General features: G+C 57.4%; 16 protein-coding genes and 3 tRNA genes. 9 read left to right on the forward strand and 10 right to left on the reverse strand.

Annotation, left to right across the window (positions count from 1 at the left end):
- Nucleotides 1-36: 36 nt before the first annotated feature.
- The 3 genes from PG888_RS11315 to PG888_RS11325 all read right to left on the reverse strand — a co-directional run bounded on the left by PG888_RS11315 (nucleotide 37) and on the right by PG888_RS11325 (nucleotide 427).
- Nucleotides 37-112, reverse strand: a tRNA-His gene (locus PG888_RS11315).
- Nucleotides 113-236: 124 nt separating this feature from the next.
- Nucleotides 237-313 (reverse strand) — tRNA-Arg (locus PG888_RS11320).
- 37 nt (nucleotides 314-350) lie between these two features.
- Nucleotides 351-427 (reverse strand) — tRNA-Pro (locus PG888_RS11325).
- Nucleotides 428-640: 213 nt separating this feature from the next.
- Between PG888_RS11325 and folD the strand changes: the two genes are divergently transcribed.
- The gene (gene folD, locus PG888_RS11330; protein WP_182937645.1) at nucleotides 641-1,495 is read left to right on the forward strand and encodes a bifunctional methylenetetrahydrofolate dehydrogenase/methenyltetrahydrofolate cyclohydrolase FolD; all 855 of its coding nucleotides are present in this window, start codon (nucleotides 641-643) and stop codon (nucleotides 1,493-1,495) included.
- A gap of 117 nt (nucleotides 1,496-1,612) precedes the next feature.
- Here folD and cspD read toward each other — a convergent pair whose 3' ends face one another.
- Nucleotides 1,613-1,831 carry a cold shock-like protein CspD gene (gene cspD / locus PG888_RS11335; protein ID WP_005300025.1) on the reverse strand — a complete coding sequence of 73 codons (219 nt, stop codon included), beginning with the start codon at nucleotides 1,829-1,831 and terminating at the stop codon, nucleotides 1,613-1,615.
- A gap of 229 nt (nucleotides 1,832-2,060) precedes the next feature.
- Here cspD and clpS point away from each other — a divergent pair, with 229 nt between their 5' ends.
- Together clpS and clpA are read left to right on the forward strand one after the other, a co-directional pair.
- Nucleotides 2,061-2,378: an ATP-dependent Clp protease adapter ClpS gene (clpS, locus tag PG888_RS11340; protein WP_005337111.1), complete on the forward strand. Its 318-nt coding sequence runs from the start codon at nucleotides 2,061-2,063 to the stop codon at nucleotides 2,376-2,378.
- A 59-nt stretch (nucleotides 2,379-2,437) separates the two neighbouring features.
- Nucleotides 2,438-4,693 carry an ATP-dependent Clp protease ATP-binding subunit ClpA gene (clpA, locus tag PG888_RS11345; RefSeq protein ID WP_042657877.1) on the forward strand — a complete coding sequence of 752 codons (2,256 nt, stop codon included), beginning with the start codon at nucleotides 2,438-2,440 and terminating at the stop codon, nucleotides 4,691-4,693.
- A 68-nt stretch (nucleotides 4,694-4,761) separates the two neighbouring features.
- Here the strand turns inward: clpA and infA are convergent, their stop codons facing one another.
- The 3 genes from infA to aat form a co-directional block, all read right to left on the reverse strand.
- Nucleotides 4,762-4,980 carry a translation initiation factor IF-1 gene (infA, locus tag PG888_RS11350; protein WP_005300033.1) on the reverse strand — a complete coding sequence of 73 codons (219 nt, stop codon included), beginning with the start codon at nucleotides 4,978-4,980 and terminating at the stop codon, nucleotides 4,762-4,764.
- Nucleotides 4,981-5,048: 68 nt separating this feature from the next.
- A complete protein-coding gene (locus tag PG888_RS11355; protein ID WP_042062220.1) occupies nucleotides 5,049-5,765 on the reverse strand; it encodes an arginyltransferase in 717 nt (238 codons plus the stop codon).
- Nucleotides 5,762-6,469, reverse strand: coding sequence for a leucyl/phenylalanyl-tRNA--protein transferase (gene aat, locus PG888_RS11360; protein ID WP_042062222.1), 708 nt, complete (start codon nucleotides 6,467-6,469; stop codon nucleotides 5,762-5,764). Before aat ends, PG888_RS11355 begins: the two co-directional genes overlap by 4 nt.
- 19 nt (nucleotides 6,470-6,488) lie before the next feature.
- Here aat and PG888_RS11365 point away from each other — a divergent pair, with 19 nt between their 5' ends.
- Entirely contained in the window at nucleotides 6,489-6,959 is a 471-nt protein-coding gene (locus PG888_RS11365) for a glycine zipper 2TM domain-containing protein (protein WP_182937644.1), read from the forward strand.
- Nucleotides 6,960-7,067: 108 nt separating this feature from the next.
- Here the strand turns inward: PG888_RS11365 and PG888_RS11370 are convergent, their stop codons facing one another.
- The 3 genes from PG888_RS11370 to ald form a co-directional block, all read right to left on the reverse strand.
- Complete coding sequence (locus PG888_RS11370) at nucleotides 7,068-8,315, reverse strand: diguanylate cyclase (protein ID WP_182932480.1); 1,248 nt, start codon at nucleotides 8,313-8,315, stop codon at nucleotides 7,068-7,070.
- A gap of 63 nt (nucleotides 8,316-8,378) precedes the next feature.
- The gene (gene trxB / locus PG888_RS11375) at nucleotides 8,379-9,329 is read right to left on the reverse strand and encodes a thioredoxin-disulfide reductase (RefSeq protein WP_042062225.1); all 951 of its coding nucleotides are present in this window, start codon (nucleotides 9,327-9,329) and stop codon (nucleotides 8,379-8,381) included.
- A 187-nt stretch (nucleotides 9,330-9,516) separates the two neighbouring features.
- Nucleotides 9,517-10,632: an alanine dehydrogenase gene (ald, locus tag PG888_RS11380; protein WP_042657883.1), complete on the reverse strand. Its 1,116-nt coding sequence runs from the start codon at nucleotides 10,630-10,632 to the stop codon at nucleotides 9,517-9,519.
- Between the two features lie 150 nt (nucleotides 10,633-10,782).
- On the opposite strand from ald, the gene lrp reads away from it, so the two are divergent.
- The 5 genes from lrp to serS all read left to right on the forward strand — a co-directional run bounded on the left by lrp (nucleotide 10,783) and on the right by serS (nucleotide 17,682).
- Nucleotides 10,783-11,274: a leucine-responsive transcriptional regulator Lrp gene (gene lrp / locus PG888_RS11385; protein WP_005300047.1), complete on the forward strand. Its 492-nt coding sequence runs from the start codon at nucleotides 10,783-10,785 to the stop codon at nucleotides 11,272-11,274.
- A gap of 202 nt (nucleotides 11,275-11,476) precedes the next feature.
- A complete protein-coding gene (locus PG888_RS11390; protein WP_042657884.1) occupies nucleotides 11,477-13,993 on the forward strand; it encodes a DNA translocase FtsK in 2,517 nt (838 codons plus the stop codon).
- A gap of 80 nt (nucleotides 13,994-14,073) precedes the next feature.
- Nucleotides 14,074-14,682, forward strand: coding sequence for an outer membrane lipoprotein chaperone LolA (lolA, locus tag PG888_RS11395; protein WP_042063852.1), 609 nt, complete (start codon nucleotides 14,074-14,076; stop codon nucleotides 14,680-14,682).
- Between the two features lie 76 nt (nucleotides 14,683-14,758).
- The gene (locus tag PG888_RS11400) at nucleotides 14,759-16,096 is read left to right on the forward strand and encodes a replication-associated recombination protein A (protein ID WP_270693375.1); all 1,338 of its coding nucleotides are present in this window, start codon (nucleotides 14,759-14,761) and stop codon (nucleotides 16,094-16,096) included.
- A 290-nt stretch (nucleotides 16,097-16,386) separates the two neighbouring features.
- The gene (serS, locus tag PG888_RS11405; protein ID WP_270693376.1) at nucleotides 16,387-17,682 is read left to right on the forward strand and encodes a serine--tRNA ligase; all 1,296 of its coding nucleotides are present in this window, start codon (nucleotides 16,387-16,389) and stop codon (nucleotides 17,680-17,682) included.
- Nucleotide 17,683 lies beyond the last annotated feature (1 nt).

Raw genomic sequence — 17,683 nt, forward strand, 5'->3', positions numbered from 1 at the left:
TTTCTTTCGCAACAGATAGCAACAACAGAGAAATAATGGGGTGGCTGATGGGGCTCGAACCCACGACAACCGGAATCACAATCCGGGACTCTACCAACTGAGCTACAGCCACCACTGAAATCATCGCCATTTTGTGTCTGCCAAGGCGTGGCCAAGGTCATCTTGAGATAATCTGCCGAATGGACGATAAGTCACACTCTTCGTCAATAACTCAATGATTTAAAACACATTTTAAATGGCGCGCCCTGCAGGATTCGAACCTGCGACCCACGGCTTAGAAGGCCGTTGCTCTATCCGACTGAGCTAAGGGCGCTCGGTATCAACACGTCTTGACGACGAGTCGATGAACATGGTCGGTGATAAAGGATTCGAACCTTTGACCCTCTGGTCCCAAACCAGATGCGCTACCGGACTGCGCTAATCACCGAAAATCCCTGACCAGCATAGCGACAAGCGTCGTACTGGGCAACGGGCGGGCATCATAGCCAAGCGTACGGGCCAGCGTCAACGTATTTTTCCCCCAGTAAATTCAAGTGCCTACTTATTGCCCGCTACAGGCCTGGCGTGCGTCTGCCGCTAACACCCCGGCTAAAAAAATGCGACAATGCGCGGCAGTTGAACACATGGTGAGTGGAGAACGATGTCTGCCAAAATCATAGATGGAAAACAGGTTGCGCAAACGATTCGCAGCCAGGTCGCGGCGCAAGTCCAACAGCGGTTGGCGGCAGGGAAACGGGCTCCAGGGCTGGCAGTCATTCTGGTGGGGGCGGATCCGGCCTCTCAGGTCTATGTCGGCAGCAAACGCCGGGCGTGTGAGGAGGTGGGTTTTCTCTCCCGTTCCTATGACCTGAGTGCAACTGCCAGTCAGGAAGATCTGCTGGCGCTGATCGACCAGCTGAATGAAGATAGCCACGTAGATGGCATTCTGGTTCAGTTGCCGTTGCCGGATCACTTCGATACCACTCAGGTGCTGGAGCGGATCCAGCCTGACAAGGATGTTGACGGTTTCCACCCCTATAACGTAGGCCGTCTGGCCCAACGTATTCCGGCGCTGCGCCCCTGCACCCCGAAAGGGATCATGACGCTGATTGAGACCACCGGCGTGAAGACGCATGGTCTGCATGCGGTCGTGGTGGGAGCGTCCAATATAGTGGGGCGTCCCATGACCCTCGAATTGCTGCTGGCGGGCTGCACGACCACGACTTGTCACCGCTTTACCCGGGATCTGGAAGATCAGGTACGCCGTGCCGATCTGCTGGTTGTTGCGGTCGGCAAGCCCAACTTCATTCCGGGCGAGTGGATCAAACCGGGCGCGCTGGTGATCGATGTGGGTATCAACCGCCTGGCTGATGGTTCACTGGTCGGCGATGTGGAGTTTGAGACGGCGCGCAGCCATGCTTCTTTCATTACCCCGGTACCCGGTGGCGTGGGCCCGATGACGGTAGCCAGCCTGATGGAAAATACCCTGATCGCCTGCAGTGAATATCACGACTGATCGTGACTGGCGATAACCCTGTGATCCCGTGAGGAGGCAGGACGCGCCAGAAATCTGACAATAAAAAACCGGTTGCTCAAAGAGGAACCGGTTTTTTATTTATCCAACGGGTGTTATTTACATATTTTGTGCTTCGTTTGGCACAATCACAGAAGCGTGATTTCCTTTCGGCCCCTGTTGCAGTTCAAAATTGACGGCCTGACCCGCTTTCAGGGTCTTGTAGCCCTCCATTTGAATCGTGGAGTAGTGAGCGAAGATATCCTCACCGCCCCCTTCCGGACAGATAAACCCAAATCCTTTTGCGTTGTTAAACCACTTAACTGTGCCGGTTGCCATACTTCTACATCCTTTTATTGATTACCCAGAAGTCGTTGAGTAACCTGCGCCAGCCCTTTATAACTAGGGACATGAGCCCGTAGCAGACGGGCACAGATTAGCAAGTAACCAATCTAGTCCAACTTTTGAGCGAGTCAAGAAGTTGTTAACAGCTGATGTGATCTGGTTAACAAGTCTATTGACAACCTTGTGTTAGACGGTAGTAATCTAGAGGTACCAAAGCGCGATTATGAGCAAGCAGAAAGAACTCTTTGCTAATGAAGAGATTGCAGAAGCAGAGAAAACCAAGCTGCAGCCGCCACCCATGTATAAGGTTGTGTTGAACAACGATGACTATACGCCGATGGAGTTTGTGGTGGAGGTGCTGCAAAAGTTCTTTGGTATGGATTTGGACAAGGCGACTCAGGTCATGCTGAGTGTGCATTATAGTGGTAAGGGTGTCTGCGGCATGTTTACTGCAGAGATCGCCGAAACCAAGGTTGTCCAGGTCAACACCTATGCACGTAACAATGAACATCCACTGCTCTGTACTATGGAAAAGGCTTGAATCTGATGACTTGATGGCGAGTGTGACACCACATTGTAGCTGTACTAGGGGAGGTGCCTATGTTGAATAAAGATCTAGAAAAGACGCTGAACGAGGCGTTCAAACTGGCCCGTGACGAGCGCCACGAATTCATGACTGTCGAGCACCTGTTGTTAGCCCTTCTGGATAACAGTTCAGCCCATGAGGCGCTGAGCTCCTGTGGTGCCGATGTCGAGCAGATGCGCAAGGAGATCCGCGCATTTATCACCCAAACTACTCCACTCATTCCGCGCGATGATGAAGATCGTGAAACCCAGCCGACACTGGGCTTCCAGCGCGTGTTGCAGCGTGCCGTCTTCCATGTGCAATCCTCCGGCAATACCGAAGTCAGCGGCGCCAACGTGCTGGTCGCTATCTTCAGTGAGCAGGAGTCACAAGCTGCCTATTTCCTGAAAAAAGCCGAGATCAGCCGTCTCGACGTCGTCAATTTCCTCTCCCACGGGGTGCGCAAGGATAACAAGCCGGATCTCGGCAGCAATAACAATCCCGAGTCTGATGATGATGTCTCGGCCGCCCAGATCGAGAGCTTTGCCACCAACCTGAACCAGCTGGTGCTGGAAGGGCGCATCGATCCACTGATTGGCCGTGATCAGGAGCTCAACCGCACCATTCAAGTGCTCTGTCGCCGTCGCAAGAACAACCCGCTGTTGGTGGGTGAAGCTGGCGTGGGCAAAACTGCCATTGCCGAAGGGCTTGCCTATCGCATCGTCAAGGGTGATGTGCCCGAGGTGATTGCGGGCAGCACCATCTATTCGCTGGATATGGGTTCTCTGCTGGCGGGTACCAAATACCGTGGTGATTTCGAGAAGCGCCTCAAGGTACTGCTCAAGCAGATTGAACGTCAGGAAGGGGCGATCCTCTTTATCGACGAGATCCATACCATCATCGGTGCCGGTGCGGCATCTGGTGGTCAGCTGGATGCGGCCAACCTGATCAAGCCGCTGCTCTCCAATGGTTTGCTTCGCTGTGTGGGATCCACCACCTATCAGGAGTATGCCCAGATCTTCGAGAAAGACCGTGCGTTGGCGCGTCGCTTCCAGAAGATCGATATTGTCGAGCCGACTATCGATGACACCACGCGTATTCTGATGGGGCTCAAGAGCCGCTACGAGGCTCACCACGGCGTGCGCTACACCGCCAAGGCGATCCGGGCGGCTGCCGAGCTCTCTGCCAAGTACATCAATGATCGTCACTTGCCCGACAAGGCGATCGACGTGATCGATGAGGCCGGTGCCGGTCAACGGTTGCTGCCAGCGAGCAAGCGCAAGAAAGTGATCAATGTGCAGGAGATTGAGTCCATCGTTGCCAAGATTGCCCGTATTCCGGAGAAATCAGTCTCCTCCTCTGATAAAGAGGTGCTGAAGCACCTGGAGCGCAATCTCAAGATGGTGGTCTTTGGTCAGGACAAGGCCATTGAGGTGCTGGCTGATGCGATCCGCCTGTCACGCTCGGGCCTTGGCAACGAGCGTCGCCCGGTTGGCTGCTTCCTGTTTGCTGGCCCCACCGGTGTCGGTAAAACAGAGGTGACCCAGCAGTTGGGCAAAGCATTGGGTGTCGAGATGCTGCGCTTTGATATGTCCGAGTACATGGAACGCCATACCGTATCTCGCCTGATTGGCGCGCCTCCCGGCTACGTCGGTTTTGAACAGGGTGGTTTGCTGACCGATGCGGTGATCAAGCATCCCCACTCGGTGGTGTTGCTCGACGAGATTGAGAAGGCTCACCCGGATGTGTTCAACCTGCTGTTGCAGGTGATGGACAACGGTACCCTGACCGATAACAACGGGCGCAAGGCGGATTTTCGTAATGTCATTCTGGTGATGACCACTAACGCTGGCGTTCAGGAGACCCAGCGCAAGTCGATTGGCTTCCAGCAACAGGATTTGAGCCACGATGCCATGGCGGTGATCAACAAGACCTTCAGTCCGGAGTTTCGTAACCGGCTTGATCACACCATCTGGTTCAACCATCTCGATATGACGGTGATCCATCAGGTGGTCGACAAGTTCATTGTCGAGTTGCAGGTTCAACTGGATGCGAAGGGAGTCTCTCTCGAGGTGTCCGAGCGTGCCCGCCACTGGTTGGCAGAGAAGGGATATGACAGAGCCATGGGTGCCAGACCGATGGGTCGGGTGATCCAGGAGCACCTCAAGAAACCCCTGGCCAACGAGATCCTGTTCGGTTCACTGGTTGACGGGGGGATAGTGAAGGTTGAGTTGGTAAATGACAGCCTCAGCTTTGATTTTCAGGTCAATGTTGAAGCTGTTTCCCACTAAGCGTCAGTGATCAGAAAACGACAAAAAACCCCAACCGACAGGTTGGGGTTTTTTGCTGAATTCCTGGCTTAGCGAGAGCGGAAAACAATACGTCCCTTGGAGAGATCGTAGGGAGTCAGTGCTACCGTTACTTTGTCTCCAGTCAGGATACGAATGTAGTTTTTGCGCATCTTGCCTGAAATATGAGCGATAACCACGTGACCATTCTCCAGTTCCACACGGAACATGGTATTGGGCAGGGTTTCGAGAATAGTGCCCTGCATCTCAATACTGTCTTCTTTAGCCATTGAATCCTCTTGATAAGCCACAACAAAAAACCGCTGGATCATGCCGGATTTAAGGCTATGTGTAAAGTTTACTCGGGCTTGGTGTCGATATTTTTCCATTCCCCCTGAATTAACAGCTCGTGAGGGAGGTAATTGCGCTTGTAATTCATCTTGCGGCACGCCTCCACCAGGTAGCCAAGATAGAGCCAGCTTCGCCCGGTTCGCCTGGCCAGATCAAGCTGGCAGAGGATCGCAAAAGTGCCCAGGGAGCGATCGGCATAGTCCGGATCGAAGAAGGTGTACATGGCGCTGAGGGAGTGGGGCAGCAGGTCTGTGGTGGCCACGCCGATAAGACGGCCCTCCTTGCGCATCTCCAGATAGAGCGGCGGCATCCAGTCACAATGGAGAAAACCGCGATACTGGCTGCGGTTGGGGGGATACATGCTGCCATCGTGATGGCGTTCGCGGATATAGCGTTCGTAGAGCAGGTAATACTCGGGCTTGTCATCGTAGCTCAGGACGAGCTCGATATCTTTGTTGAGCTGGCGGATCCGCTTCTGGCCGCGGCTGGGACGAAAGCGTTCGCTGTGAATACGAAGGGATTGGCAGGCATGGCACGCCGGGCAGTGGGGACGATAGATGTCATTGCCACTGCGGCGAAAACCGGCTGTCAACAATCGCTCGTAGCCGTTGGCGTTGAGCAGATTGTGATCCATCAGCACCAGCAACTGTTCCTGCTCATGATCCAGATAGCTGCAAGGATGCTTGGGGGTCAGCCCAACCTTGAGGATCACTTCTTCAGTCATAAGCTGATCTCTCCCTCTTGCCAGCAGGAAGCCAACAGTGGTTGATGGCCAAGGCGCGCCAGCTCGGCCAGAAAACGGGCTCTTGGCCATTCCTCGATACCCAGGGTCGCCAGAAACGGGTTTTGCATCTGGCAATCGATGAGGGCGCCGCGATGGCGGACGAAGTGGCGACAGAGTGCCACCATGGCCAGCTTGGCGCCGTTATCGATGCGGCTGAACATGGATTCACCGCAAAACAGTCGGCCGATAGAGAGGCCATACAGTCCCGCTTGCAGTTCTCCCTCCTGCCAGATCTCGATAGAGTGGGCATGACCCAGCCGGTGCAGTTGCTGGTAGGCCTCGATCATGGGTTGGCTGATCCAGGTGCCATCAGCGGTGCGACGAGGGGCGGCGCAGGCGGTGATGACTTCATTAAAGGCGCGATTGACGGAAATATCGAATGGGGTACGGCGGATAATCTTCTGCAATGTCCGCCCCACATGGAGTTGGTCTGGACGGATCACCCCGCGGGGATCCGGTGACCACCACAGGGTCGGCTGGTGGGGTTCATTCCACGGGAAGATCCCCTTGTGGTAAGCTGCCAGCAATCTGGCCGGGGAGAGATCTCCGCCGATCGCCAGCAAGCCGTTGGGCTCTTCCAGCGCATGGCTGGGGTCGGGAAACCAGCAAAGCTCATCATCCAGTTGGGTAAGATAGCGAGACATAAGGCGACGAGGTTCATAGATGAAGGCCATTATCCTGATAGTATCCAGCTTGCTCTGCTTTGTCACGGCGCCCGCCGGGGCAGAAGTCTACCAGCGCAATACCGCGCGGCCGGTCAATCAGGTGGTGTTTGGCCAGGTCGAAACGGTGCGCAATATTACTCAGCGCCAGATCCTGGAGTCCGAGCACTCTGGCTGGAAGACGTTGGGCGGTGCCGTGCTGGGCGGCCTGCTTGGCAACCAGTTTGGCGGCGGTCATGGCCGTGAAATCGCCACCGCCGTCGGCGCGCTCGCGGGAGCTGCAGCTGCGCAGCAATACCAGTCCGGGGAAACCGTGGTGGAAAACAAGCTGGTGGAGCTGTTGATCCGCAACGAGCAAAATGCCCTTATCAACGTGATCCAGGATTATGATCCCGCCATGGTCTTTGCCAATGGGGACAAGGTGCGCATTCTCTATTTCGATGATGGGGTGCGGGTCGACAAGACTTACTGACTTTCGATAGTCATGGTGATGGGGAGACTGTGGCAGGAAATGAACCCGCAGACTCTCCTGCTGGAAAGTCTGTCGGGCGGTAATACACGGGACTGATGCCCTGAGGATTCAGATAGCCGTCTCTTGAGAGACTATCTTGTCGCGACCGGTGTTCTTTGCCTGATAAAGCAGCCGGTCTGCTTCGCTCAGCGCCTCGTCCATGGATACCCGCCCGACGCTGATCACGCCGTAACTGGCGCGCACAAACAGCGGGGTCTCCGGTGACAGGGGTTGCTGGCGCAGCTGCTGACGCAGCCCTTCAAGACGCTTGATCAACACGGGGACGGTGCAGTGAGGCACCATCATGGCAAATTCCTCTCCGCCAAAGCGGGCGATCATGGCATCGGGGAAGAACTGGGTCAGTAGCCGGGTCAGGTGGCAGAGCAGTTGATCGCCGATGGCATGGCCCCAGTGATCGTTGACCTGCTTGAAGTGATCCACATCGAGCACACAGAGTGCGAGTTGTGTCTGCTGGCGTTGATGCTCTTCAAACCATTTTTGCCCTTCGTTGAACCAGTAACGCCGGTTGTAGAGACCGGTCAGGTAGTCACGATTGGCTGACTCCTGAATGCTGTTGAACTGTTCGAGCGCTTCCAGATTGTGGCTGACCCGGCACTGCAGCTCTTCTGGCTCGAACGGCTGGTTGAGAAAGTCGTTGGCGCCCTGCTTGAGGTAGCGAGCAGAGAGACCGCGCTTGTCCGAGACCGAGATCCCGATGATCGCGAGTTGCTGCTTGCTGTAACGCTCTCTCAGCATCCTCACCAGACTGATGCCATCGATATCCGGCATGTAGTAGTCGACCAGTGCCAGTCGAATGGCCGGGTGCTGCTCCAGCATCGCCATCGCTTCACGGGCATGGCTTGCCTCATGCACCTGCAACAGCTGTTTGCGCAACTGGGCCATGGTGCGGTGGCGGGAGGTGCGTGAGTCATCGACCACCAGCACTTCGATGGACTGGTTGAGATAGAGGCGGTGCACCAGACTGACGGCATATTGCAGCGAGTGGCGCGAATCCTTCATCACATAGTCCAGCACGCCGGTTTCCAGCCAGGCGGCACGTTTATCCTCGCTGATGTCGGCAGTGAGGATCACCACCGGCAAACCCCGCTCCAGCAGCTCGTTCACCGCCTCGCCACGGGGAGCATCCGGCAAGGTCAAGTCCACCAGTGCGACCACATACTCCTCGCCCCGGCAGTGACGGGCACCTTCGAGGGTATCGAAGGCGTCAATCTCGAGGCCAGTCTGCTGGGCAATGGCCTGAGTGAGCATACGGCGAATGGTCAGGCTATCTTCGACAATCAATATCTTCTGTTTCATTAGACTCCTTAAATGAAAAAAGGCATACCGACTGGTATGCCTTATATCACATCTTGCGCGCGTTTATTGTGCGTCGAGATAACGCTCGGCATCGAGGGCTGCCATGCAGCCGGTACCGGCCGAGGTGATGGCCTGACGGTAGTTGTGGTCGGCCACGTCACCGGCGGCAAACACCCCTTCAATGCTGGTCTGGGTGGCAAAACCGTCCAGCCCGCCACGTACTTTCAGATAGCCGTTTTGCATCTCCAGCTGGCCATCGAAGATCTGGGTATTGGGCTGGTGGCCGATGGCGATGAAGACGCCCATCAGCGGCAGCTCGCTGGTGCTGTTGTCCTGAGTGTTGCGCAGGCGCACACCGGTGACCCCCATCTGATCCCCCAGCACTTCGTCCAGAGTCTGGTGGGTGTGCAACACGATGTTGCCGCTCGCGACCTTGTCGTGCAGACGCTTGATCAGGATCTTTTCGGCACGGAACTCGTCGCGGCGGTGGATCAGGTGCACCTTCTTGGCGATGTTGGCCAGATAGAGGGCCTCTTCCACTGCGGTGTTACCGCCACCGATCACCGCCACTTCCTGATTGCGGTAGAAGAAACCGTCACAGGTCGCACAGGCGGAGACACCGCGGCCCTTGAAGGCCTCTTCGGAAGGAAGGCCCAGATACTTGGCGGAGGCGCCGGTCGCGATGATCAGGGCATCGCAGGTGTACTCGCCGTTGTCCCCTTTGAGGCGGAATGGGCGCTGGGTCAGTTCGACACTGTTGATGTGATCAAACAGGATACGGGTATCGAACTTCTCTGCATGGGCTTTCATACGCTCCATCAGCGCCGGGCCGGTCAGACCTTCCGGATCACCTGGCCAGTTCTCCACTTCGGTGGTGGTGGTCAGCTGACCACCTTGTTGCATGCCGGTGATGAGCAGGGGATTGAGGTTGGCGCGGGCGGCGTAGACGGCCGCTGTGTAACCGGCCGGGCCTGACCCTAAGATCAGCAATTTGCTGTGAGTGACTTGGCTCATGATGTAATTTCCGGGATGTGATGAGTTTGCGCGATTGTAGGTAATTCGTGATCCGCGGTCAAAGGCTGGCGAGTCGATTGCACTAATCGTGTGCGCAAGCGGTGACAGCGCAAAACAAAGGGATAAAAAAAACCGCCCATCGCGGGCGGATTTTCACTCATCGTTGACTGGCGCAGGCCAGCGCAGATCAGTTCAGCAGGGTCAGGGCATCCGTATGGGCAAGGCCATGAGCCACGGCTACCTCCTTGCAAGTCAGCTTGCCATTCATCACGTTGAGGCCATGACGCAGGTGTACGTCTGACAACAGGGCGTCGCGGTAGCCTTGTTGTGCCAGCTTGATGATAAAGGGGAGGGTGGCATTGTTGAGCGCCACGGTCGAGGTACGGGCTACCGCCCCCGGCATGTTGGCAACGCAGTAGTGCACCACCTCATCGACGATAAAAGTAGGATCTTCATGGGTGGTGGCGTGGGAGGTTTCCACACAGCCGCCCTGATCGATCGCCACATCGACGATGGCAGAGCCCGGCTTCATGCGCGCAATATGGTCACGGCTGACAAGTTTTGGCGCAGTGGCACCCGGCACCAGCACGCCGCCGATGACCAGATCCGCGGCCAGCAGATGGCGCTCCAGGGTCTCGCTGTTGGAGTAGACCACCTTGGCCGCGCCCTGGAACTCGTTATCGAGACGGCGCAGGGTATCGACGTTGTTGTCGAGGATGGTAACATCTGCACGCAGGCCAATGGCCATGCGGGCTGCATTGGAGCCGACCACGCCGCCGCCGATGATCACCACCTTGGCCGGCTCGACACCGGGTACGCCGCCGAGCAGCACCCCACTCCCGCCGCGCGATTTTTCCAGCGCCTGGGCACCCGCCTGAATAGACATGCGTCCGGCCACTTCCGACATGGGGGCCAGCAGGGGCAGGCCGCCACGGCCGTCGGTGACAGTTTCATAGGCGATGCAGATGGCGCCGCTTTGCAGCAGAGCTTCGGTCTGGGCCAAGTCTGGCGCCAGATGCAGATAGGTGAACAGGGTTTGACCCGGACGCAGCATGGCACATTCGACAGGCTGAGGTTCCTTGACCTTGACGATCATCTCGGCTTTGGCGAAAACCTCTGCTGCAGAGGCCAAAATTTCGGCGCCAACAGCGATATAATCTGCATCGCTAAAGCCAATGCCGTTTCCGGCACCGCTTTGGACGAAAACAGTATGGTTTCGTGCTGTCAGTTCACGTACACTGGCCGGAACCATGCCTACGCGGTATTCATGGTTTTTTATCTCTTTAGGTACACCGATAATCATGCTATCCCTCGTCTATAGATTGGTGTTTCATGTTGCCAAAATGTTAACCAACATTTGCGCCTAGTATATTCAGGTATTGACAGGATTTGTGACCATAATTATAAAATGACTGGTGATTCTTACCAAAAAATAGCCAAAGGATGGAATAAAATGATGGAAGCTAAGAGTCGGCTAAAGGATTTGGACAGGATTGACCGCAACATTCTTAATGAACTGCAAAAGGATGGCAGGATTTCGAATGTTGAGTTGTCCAAACGAGTTGGCCTGAGTCCTACACCGTGTCTGGAACGGGTTCGTCGCCTCGAGCGACAAGGTTATATCGAAGGATATGCCGCTATTCTGAACCCTCATTATCTGGACGCATCTCTGCTGGTGTTTGTAGAGATAACCCTCAATCGCGGGGCGCCTGATGTATTTGAACAGTTCAACAAGGCTGTTCAGGTACTCGAAGAGATCCAGGAGTGTCATCTGGTCTCCGGTGACTTTGACTACCTGCTCAAGACCCGAGTCAGCGACATGTCGGCTTACCGCCGTCTGTTGGGGGAAACCCTGCTGCGTCTGCCCGGTGTCAATGACACCCGCACCTACGTGGTGATGGAAGAGGTCAAGCAGAGCAGTCGTCTGGTGATCAGCACCCGATAAAGCAGGTTATGCCGTGGTTTCTTTTCCATATGAGACACCATGACAGCCAGAAACGAGCGGCCGGTCCGCTCGTTTCTTCTTGTAAAGATAATTGCAAATATGGCCCCGTCCCATCAGGCTCTGGCTGACAATCGGTGGGCTTTTCGGGGATACTAGGCCCCCTTATTTCCTGCATTACATGTTTTCAGAAAGGAGCCGGAGTTTGGCCGATAAAAAGCTGTTTACTCCTTTATCAGGTACACAACGGATCTTCGAAGCCGTCTTGATCGCCATCACCCTGATGGCTGCTTATCTTCTGCTTGCCCTGTTGTCCTATCATCCCGCTGATCCCGGCTGGTCCCAGACCTCCTGGCAAGGGGAGGTGAAGAACCTCGCCGGTAGTGCCGGTGCCTGGCTCGCCGACATCACCATGTTTACCTTTGGTGCCTTCTCCTATCTGGTGCCGCCGCTGGTGGTACTGCTGGGCTGGAGTCTCTTCTGGCGGCCGAGCCGTCTGCTCGATGTGGATTACCTCACCCTGGGGGTGCGGATCATCGGCTTTATCCTGACCGTGCTCGGCATGTCGGCCATTGCCAGCATGAACTTCAACGATATGCAGAACTTCTCCGCCGGTGGTCTGGTGGGGGATGTGATCGCCTCCGCGGTGGTGCCGCTGTTTGGCGGCGTCGGGGCCAACCTGATGCTGCTCTGCTTTGTGGCAACCGGTATCACCCTGTTTACCGGCTGGTCCTGGCTCACCATCGTCGAGCAGATCGGCGCGGCCTGTACCGGTTCGGTCAGCGCCGTTTACCACTTCCCTACTACCCTCGGTCGCTGGCTGACCGGTGGCTGGCGTCAACCCCGCAACGAGGGGCCGGATCCCTTGCTGGAAGGCGGGGTAGGTGCTATCGCGTTTGATGATGAGGAAGATGAGCCGCACACCAGCTGGACCCGCCGACCCAAGGCCAAGGATCAGAAGGCCGCCGCCGAAGAGTGGCTGCCGGAACTCGACGACGATACCTTCGAGTTCGACCCGCAGTTTGATGATGAAGATGACGAGCCGGCTCCGGCTGCCAAGCCCAAACGTGCGGTGGCGGCAGCCAATGGTCGCCGTCAACCGGTACTGGCTGTGGCCGATGACGATGATGAAGACGATCTGGATCTGCCGTGGGCTGAAGGGGACGATGAGGTCGCCGCACCGGTGGCCGTGGCACCGAGCAGGCCCAAGCGTCGTCCGCAATCAACGATGCCCCCGTTGCCAAGCATCGAGCTGTTGGACAGACCGCCTGCCAAGACCCAGATGATGAGCAAGGATGAGCTGGATCGCATGGGCCGTCTGGTGGAAGCCAAGCTCGCCGACTACAACGTGCAGGCCAAGGTGGTCGGTGTCTATCCGGGCCCGGTCATCACCCGTTTCGAGCTGGATCTGGCGCCGGGCATGAAGGCGAGCAAGATCACCAACCTCTCGCGCGATCTGGCCCGTTCCCTCTCTGCCAGCAGTGTGCGGGTGGTTGAGGTTATCCCGGGCAAGACCTTCGTCGGTATCGAGCTGCCTAACCGGGTGCGCCAGACCGTCTACCTGCGCGAGACCCTCGACTGCGATGCCTTCCGCGACAGCCGCAACCCGCTTACCATGGGCCTGGGTCAGGACATCGCCGGGGAGCCGGTGGTGGTGAATCTGGCCAAGATGCCGCACCTGCTGGTGGCCGGTACCACAGGTTCCGGTAAGTCGGTGGGGGTGAACACCATGATCATCTCCATGCTCTACAAGTCATCCCCCGATGACCTGCGCTTCATCATGATCGACCCCAAGATGCTGGAACTCTCGGTCTATGAAGGGATCCCGCATCTGCTGACCGAGGTGGTGACCGACATGAAGGACGCCGCCAACGCCCTGCGCTGGTGCGTGGGCGAGATGGAGCGCCGTTACAAACTGATGTCGGCAGTTGGCGTGCGTAACCTCAAGGGCTACAACGACAAGGTGCTGGCTGCTATCGAAGCGGGCGAGCCGCTGCTCGACCCGCTGTGGCGTCCGGGTGACTCCATGGATCAGATGCCGCCGGAGCTGGAAAAACTGCCCCACATCGTGGTGGTGGTGGACGAATTTGCCGACATGATGATGATCGTCGGCAAGAAGGTGGAAGAGCTGATTGCCCGTATCGCCCAGAAGGCGCGGGCGGCCGGTATTCACCTCATTCTGGCGACCCAGCGTCCGTCGGTGGATGTGATTACCGGCCTTATCAAGGCCAACATCCCGACCCGTATTTCGTTCCAGGTGTCGAGCAAGATCGACTCGCGCACCATCATCGATCAGGGCGGGGCCGAATCCCTGCTCGGCATGGGCGACATGCTCTACATGCCGTCCGGTACCTCCAACCCGACCCGGGTACACGGTGCCTTCGTCGATGACCACGAAGTGCACAAGGTGGTGGCGGACTGGAAACTGCGTGGCGAGCCGAACTACATCGAGGAGATCCTCTCCGGTGAGTCGGGTGGCGAAGGTGGCAGCGGCGAATACGGCGGTGGTGGCGATGAAGAGCTGGACCCCCTGTTCGACGAAGCGGTCGCCTTTGTGGTGGAGTCCCGCCGTGGCTCGACCTCCAGCGTCCAGCGCAAGTTCAAGATTGGTTACAACCGGGCCGCCCGTCTCATCGAGCAGATGGAGAATCAGGGCATCGTCAGCTCACCGGGTGGCAATGGTCAGCGCGACGTGCTGGCACCGCCGCCGGTGCGGGACTAAGCCTCACCGTTTCATACTATCCCTGGCCATGCCCTCCGCGGGCGTGGCCTTTTATCGAGAGCCTCTTTATGAAGATCGTGATGAAAAAACAACTGTTGATGGGTACCGTGCTGTTGATGGCCAGCAGTCAGGTGTGGGCCGATGCGGCCAGCGATCTCAAACAGAAGCTGGCGGGTGTCAGCCTCTTCTCCGCCAAGTTTGCCCAGACCGTCTATGACAGCAAGGGCAAGGAGCTGCAAAAGGCCAGCGGCGATCTGCTGGTGCAGCGGCCAAACCGTTTCAACTGGCACACAACCTCGCCGGACGAGAGCCTGATCGTGGCCGATGGTCAGGATGTCTGGGTCTATGATCCCTTCGTCGAGCAGGTCACCGCCCTCAAGTTGAAAGATGCGGTGCTCAACACCCCCTTTATTCTGATCGCCGGCAATGACGACAAGTTCTGGAAGAACTATGACGTGACCCAGCAGGGGGATGTCTACACCGTCACCAGCCGCAACAAAGATGAGCTGATCGCCTCCTTCCGTGTCACCTTCGATCGGGCCAACAACATCAGCCGTTTCGATGTGAAAGAGGCGCAAGGGCAGTGGAGCGAATTCACCCTGAGTAGCTTTAACCGCAAGCCGGTGCTCAAGGGCAACGAATTTGTTTTCAAGATCCCGAAGGGGGTCGAGCTGGACGATCAGCGCTGATGAGCAGGCGGTCGTTGGATTTCTCGTCGGACCGTTTTTCCATGGCGGTATCCGTGATACTGAACGGTCAATACAGATGAGCAACTTGTCGCTGGATTTCTCATCGGACTTTCGTCCGCTGGCGGCCCGCATGCGGCCGCAAAACCTCGACCAGTATATCGGTCAGCAACATATCCTGGGGGCTGACAAGCCCCTGCGCAAAGCCATTCTGGCGGGGCACTGCCACTCGATGATCCTGTGGGGACCGCCCGGTACCGGCAAGACCACGCTGGCGGAGCTGATGGCTCACTACTGCCAGGCGGAAGTGGAGCGACTCTCTGCGGTCACCTCCGGCATCAAGGAGATCCGCGCCGCCATTGACAAGGCGAAGGAGAACAGTTGGCGCGGGGTGCGTACCATCCTGTTCGTGGATGAAGTGCACCGCTTCAACAAGAGCCAGCAGGATGTGTTCCTGCCTCACATCGAAGATGGCACCATTACCTTTATCGGTGCCACCACTGAAAACCCCTCGTTCGAACTCAACAACGCACTGCTCTCCCGGGCCCGGGTCTATCTGCTCAAGCGGCTGGAAGAGAGCGATATCCTCGCCATGATTGATCAGGCGATGACCGATCCCCGTGGTCTCAATGATCCGGCACTCACCTTCGCCCCCGGCGTCAAAGAGGCGCTGGCCAAGGCGGTGGATGGGGACGGACGAAAATCCCTCAACTATCTGGAACTGTTGGCCGACATGGCCGAAACCGATAGCGCAGGGGCGCGGGTGATCGACAGCGGTCTGCTCGCTGCCGTGGTGGGGGAGCATGTGGCCCGCTTCGACAAGGGGGGGGATCACTTCTACGACCTCATCTCGGCGGTGCACAAATCCATTCGCGGTTCGGCGCCGGATGCGGCGCTCTATTGGTACGCCCGCATGGTGAGCGCCGGTTGCGATCCCCTCTATATCGCCCGTCGCTTGTTGGCGATTGCCTCGGAAGATGTGGGCAATGCCGATCCCCGTGCCATGCAGGTTGCCCTGTCGGCCTGGGATTGCTTCCATCGGATCGGTCCGGCGGAAGGGGAACGAGCCATCGCCCAGGCGATCGTCTATCTCGCCTGTGCCCCGAAAAGCAATGCGGTCTATACCGCCTGGAAGGCGGCGCTCCATGATGCCAAAAACCTGCCTGACTTCGAGGTGCCGGTACACCTGCGCAATGCTCCGACCAAACTGATGAGCGATCTGGGCTATGGCGCCGAATATCGCTACGCCCATGACGAGCCGGGCGCCTATGCCGCGGGCGAGCAGTATTTTCCGCCGGAGCTGGCGGGCAAGCAGTACTACCAGCCCACCGATCGCGGTCTGGAAAAGCAGATCGGCCAGAAGCTCGACTATCTCCATGAACTGGACCGGCAGAGCCCGCAAAAACGGGGTCGCTAGTCGCGTGTTTTCTCCTGCTGGATGAAAAGTGGTCAGACACTGGAAAAATGGGGTGTCTGACCCCACAAGTCGGCAAAAACGACCCAAATAGTCCCTGTTCGGGCGGGGGGGCGGTCTGCTACACTGCCCGTCTGACCCCGTTGGTTTCGGCCTGATACCATCTTCTTGATTTCGAAGGCCCGATTCTGAACACGATTGGGGTGCGCCAACCGATGTTAACTTCCGGATCTGTTTCCCAGCCCGTCATGATGACTCAGGCCCAGATCCCATTTTAAAAAAGTAGGTAAACCATGCTGGATCCCAAATATCTGCGCAGCGATATCGAAGAGGCTGCCGCTCGTCTGGCGACACGCGGTTACGTTCTGGACGTAGCGGCTGTCAACGCTCTGGAAGAGAAACGCAAGGATCTGCAGTCCCGTACCCAGGAGCTGCAGGCCGAGCGCAACGCCCGCTCCAAATCCATCGGTGAAGCTGCCCGTCGTGGTGAAGATGTTGCCCCGCTCAAGGCCGAAGTGACCAAGATCAACGACGAGCTGGAAACCAGCAAGGTCGAGCTGGATGCCCTGTTGGCCCAGCTGAAAGCCATCGCCGACGCCATCCCCAACCTGCCGAGCGAGACGACTCCGGTGGGTCGTGACGAGAACGACAACGTGGAAGTGCGCCGCTGGGGTACCCCGCGTCAGTTCAGCTTCTCGGTGCGTGATCACATCGATCTCGGTGAAGCGGCCAAGGGTGTTGACTTCAAAAATGGCGTCAAGCTCTCCGGTGCCCGTTTCGTGGTGATGAAGGGGCAGATTGCCCGTCTGCACCGCGCGCTGGCCCAGTTCATGCTGGATCTACACACCCTGCAGCACGGTTACACCGAGTGCTACGTGCCCTATCTGGTCAACCCGGATAGCCTCTATGGCACCGGCCAGTTGCCCAAGTTCTCCCAGGATCTGTTCAATACCGGGATTGAGGGCGAAGGGGAAGATGAAGGCAAGATGCGCAAGTTCTCGCTGATCCCGACCTCAGAAGTGCCGCTCACCAACATGGCCCGCGACGAGATCTTCGACGAGCAGGAACTGCCGATCAAGATGACCGCCCACAGCCCCTGCTTCCGCTCCGAAGCGGGCTCCTACGGTCGTGATACCCGTGGTCTCATCCGTATGCACCAGTTCGACAAGGTCGAGATGGTTCAGCTGGTTCACCCGGAGCAATCCTGGGAAGCGCTGGAAGAGATGGTGGGTCACGCCGAGAAGGTGCTGCAACTGCTGGAACTGCCGTATCGCGTGATGGCACTCTCTACTGGTGACATGGGCTTCTGCGCCGCCAAGACCTACGATCTGGAAGTGTGGCTGCCAGCCCAGAACACTTACCGCGAGATCTCCTCTGTCTCCAACTGTACCGACTTCCAGGCGCGCCGCATGCAGGCTCGCGTGCGTATCGACGGCAAGCCGCAGTTGCTGCACACCCTGAACGGCTCCGGTCTGGCGGTGGGTCGTACTCTGGTCGCGGTGATGGAGAACTACCAGCAGGAAGATGGCCGCATCGCCATCCCGGCTGCGCTGCAATCCTACATGGGTGGCCTGACCCACATCGGGTAAG

Origin of the sequence: Aeromonas sp. QDB23 (genome assembly GCF_027707745.1) — a bacterium.
In the GTDB taxonomy this organism is placed as follows: domain Bacteria; phylum Pseudomonadota; class Gammaproteobacteria; order Enterobacterales; family Aeromonadaceae; genus Aeromonas; species Aeromonas allosaccharophila.

Bases quoted from the DNA above. Each gene is read 5' to 3' on its own strand.
- folD (WP_182937645.1), top strand. From the start codon at position 641: ATGTCTGCCAAAATCATAGATGGAAAACAGGTTGCGCAAACGATTCGC.
- cspD (WP_005300025.1), bottom strand. From the start codon at position 1,831: ATGGCAACCGGCACAGTTAAGTGGTTTAACAACGCAAAAGGATTTGGG.
- clpS (WP_005337111.1), top strand. From the start codon at position 2,061: ATGAGCAAGCAGAAAGAACTCTTTGCTAATGAAGAGATTGCAGAAGCA.
- clpA (WP_042657877.1), top strand. From the start codon at position 2,438: ATGTTGAATAAAGATCTAGAAAAGACGCTGAACGAGGCGTTCAAACTG.
- infA (WP_005300033.1), bottom strand. From the start codon at position 4,980: ATGGCTAAAGAAGACAGTATTGAGATGCAGGGCACTATTCTCGAAACC.
- PG888_RS11355 (WP_042062220.1), bottom strand. From the start codon at position 5,765: ATGACTGAAGAAGTGATCCTCAAGGTTGGGCTGACCCCCAAGCATCCT.
- aat (WP_042062222.1), bottom strand. From the start codon at position 6,469: ATGTCTCGCTATCTTACCCAACTGGATGATGAGCTTTGCTGGTTTCCC.
- PG888_RS11365 (WP_182937644.1), top strand. From the start codon at position 6,489: ATGAAGGCCATTATCCTGATAGTATCCAGCTTGCTCTGCTTTGTCACG.
- PG888_RS11370 (WP_182932480.1), bottom strand. From the start codon at position 8,315: ATGAAACAGAAGATATTGATTGTCGAAGATAGCCTGACCATTCGCCGT.
- trxB (WP_042062225.1), bottom strand. From the start codon at position 9,329: ATGAGCCAAGTCACTCACAGCAAATTGCTGATCTTAGGGTCAGGCCCG.
- ald (WP_042657883.1), bottom strand. From the start codon at position 10,632: ATGATTATCGGTGTACCTAAAGAGATAAAAAACCATGAATACCGCGTA.
- lrp (WP_005300047.1), top strand. From the start codon at position 10,783: ATGATGGAAGCTAAGAGTCGGCTAAAGGATTTGGACAGGATTGACCGC.
- lolA (WP_042063852.1), top strand. From the start codon at position 14,074: ATGAAAAAACAACTGTTGATGGGTACCGTGCTGTTGATGGCCAGCAGT.
- PG888_RS11400 (WP_270693375.1), top strand. From the start codon at position 14,759: ATGAGCAACTTGTCGCTGGATTTCTCATCGGACTTTCGTCCGCTGGCG.
- serS (WP_270693376.1), top strand. From the start codon at position 16,387: ATGCTGGATCCCAAATATCTGCGCAGCGATATCGAAGAGGCTGCCGCT.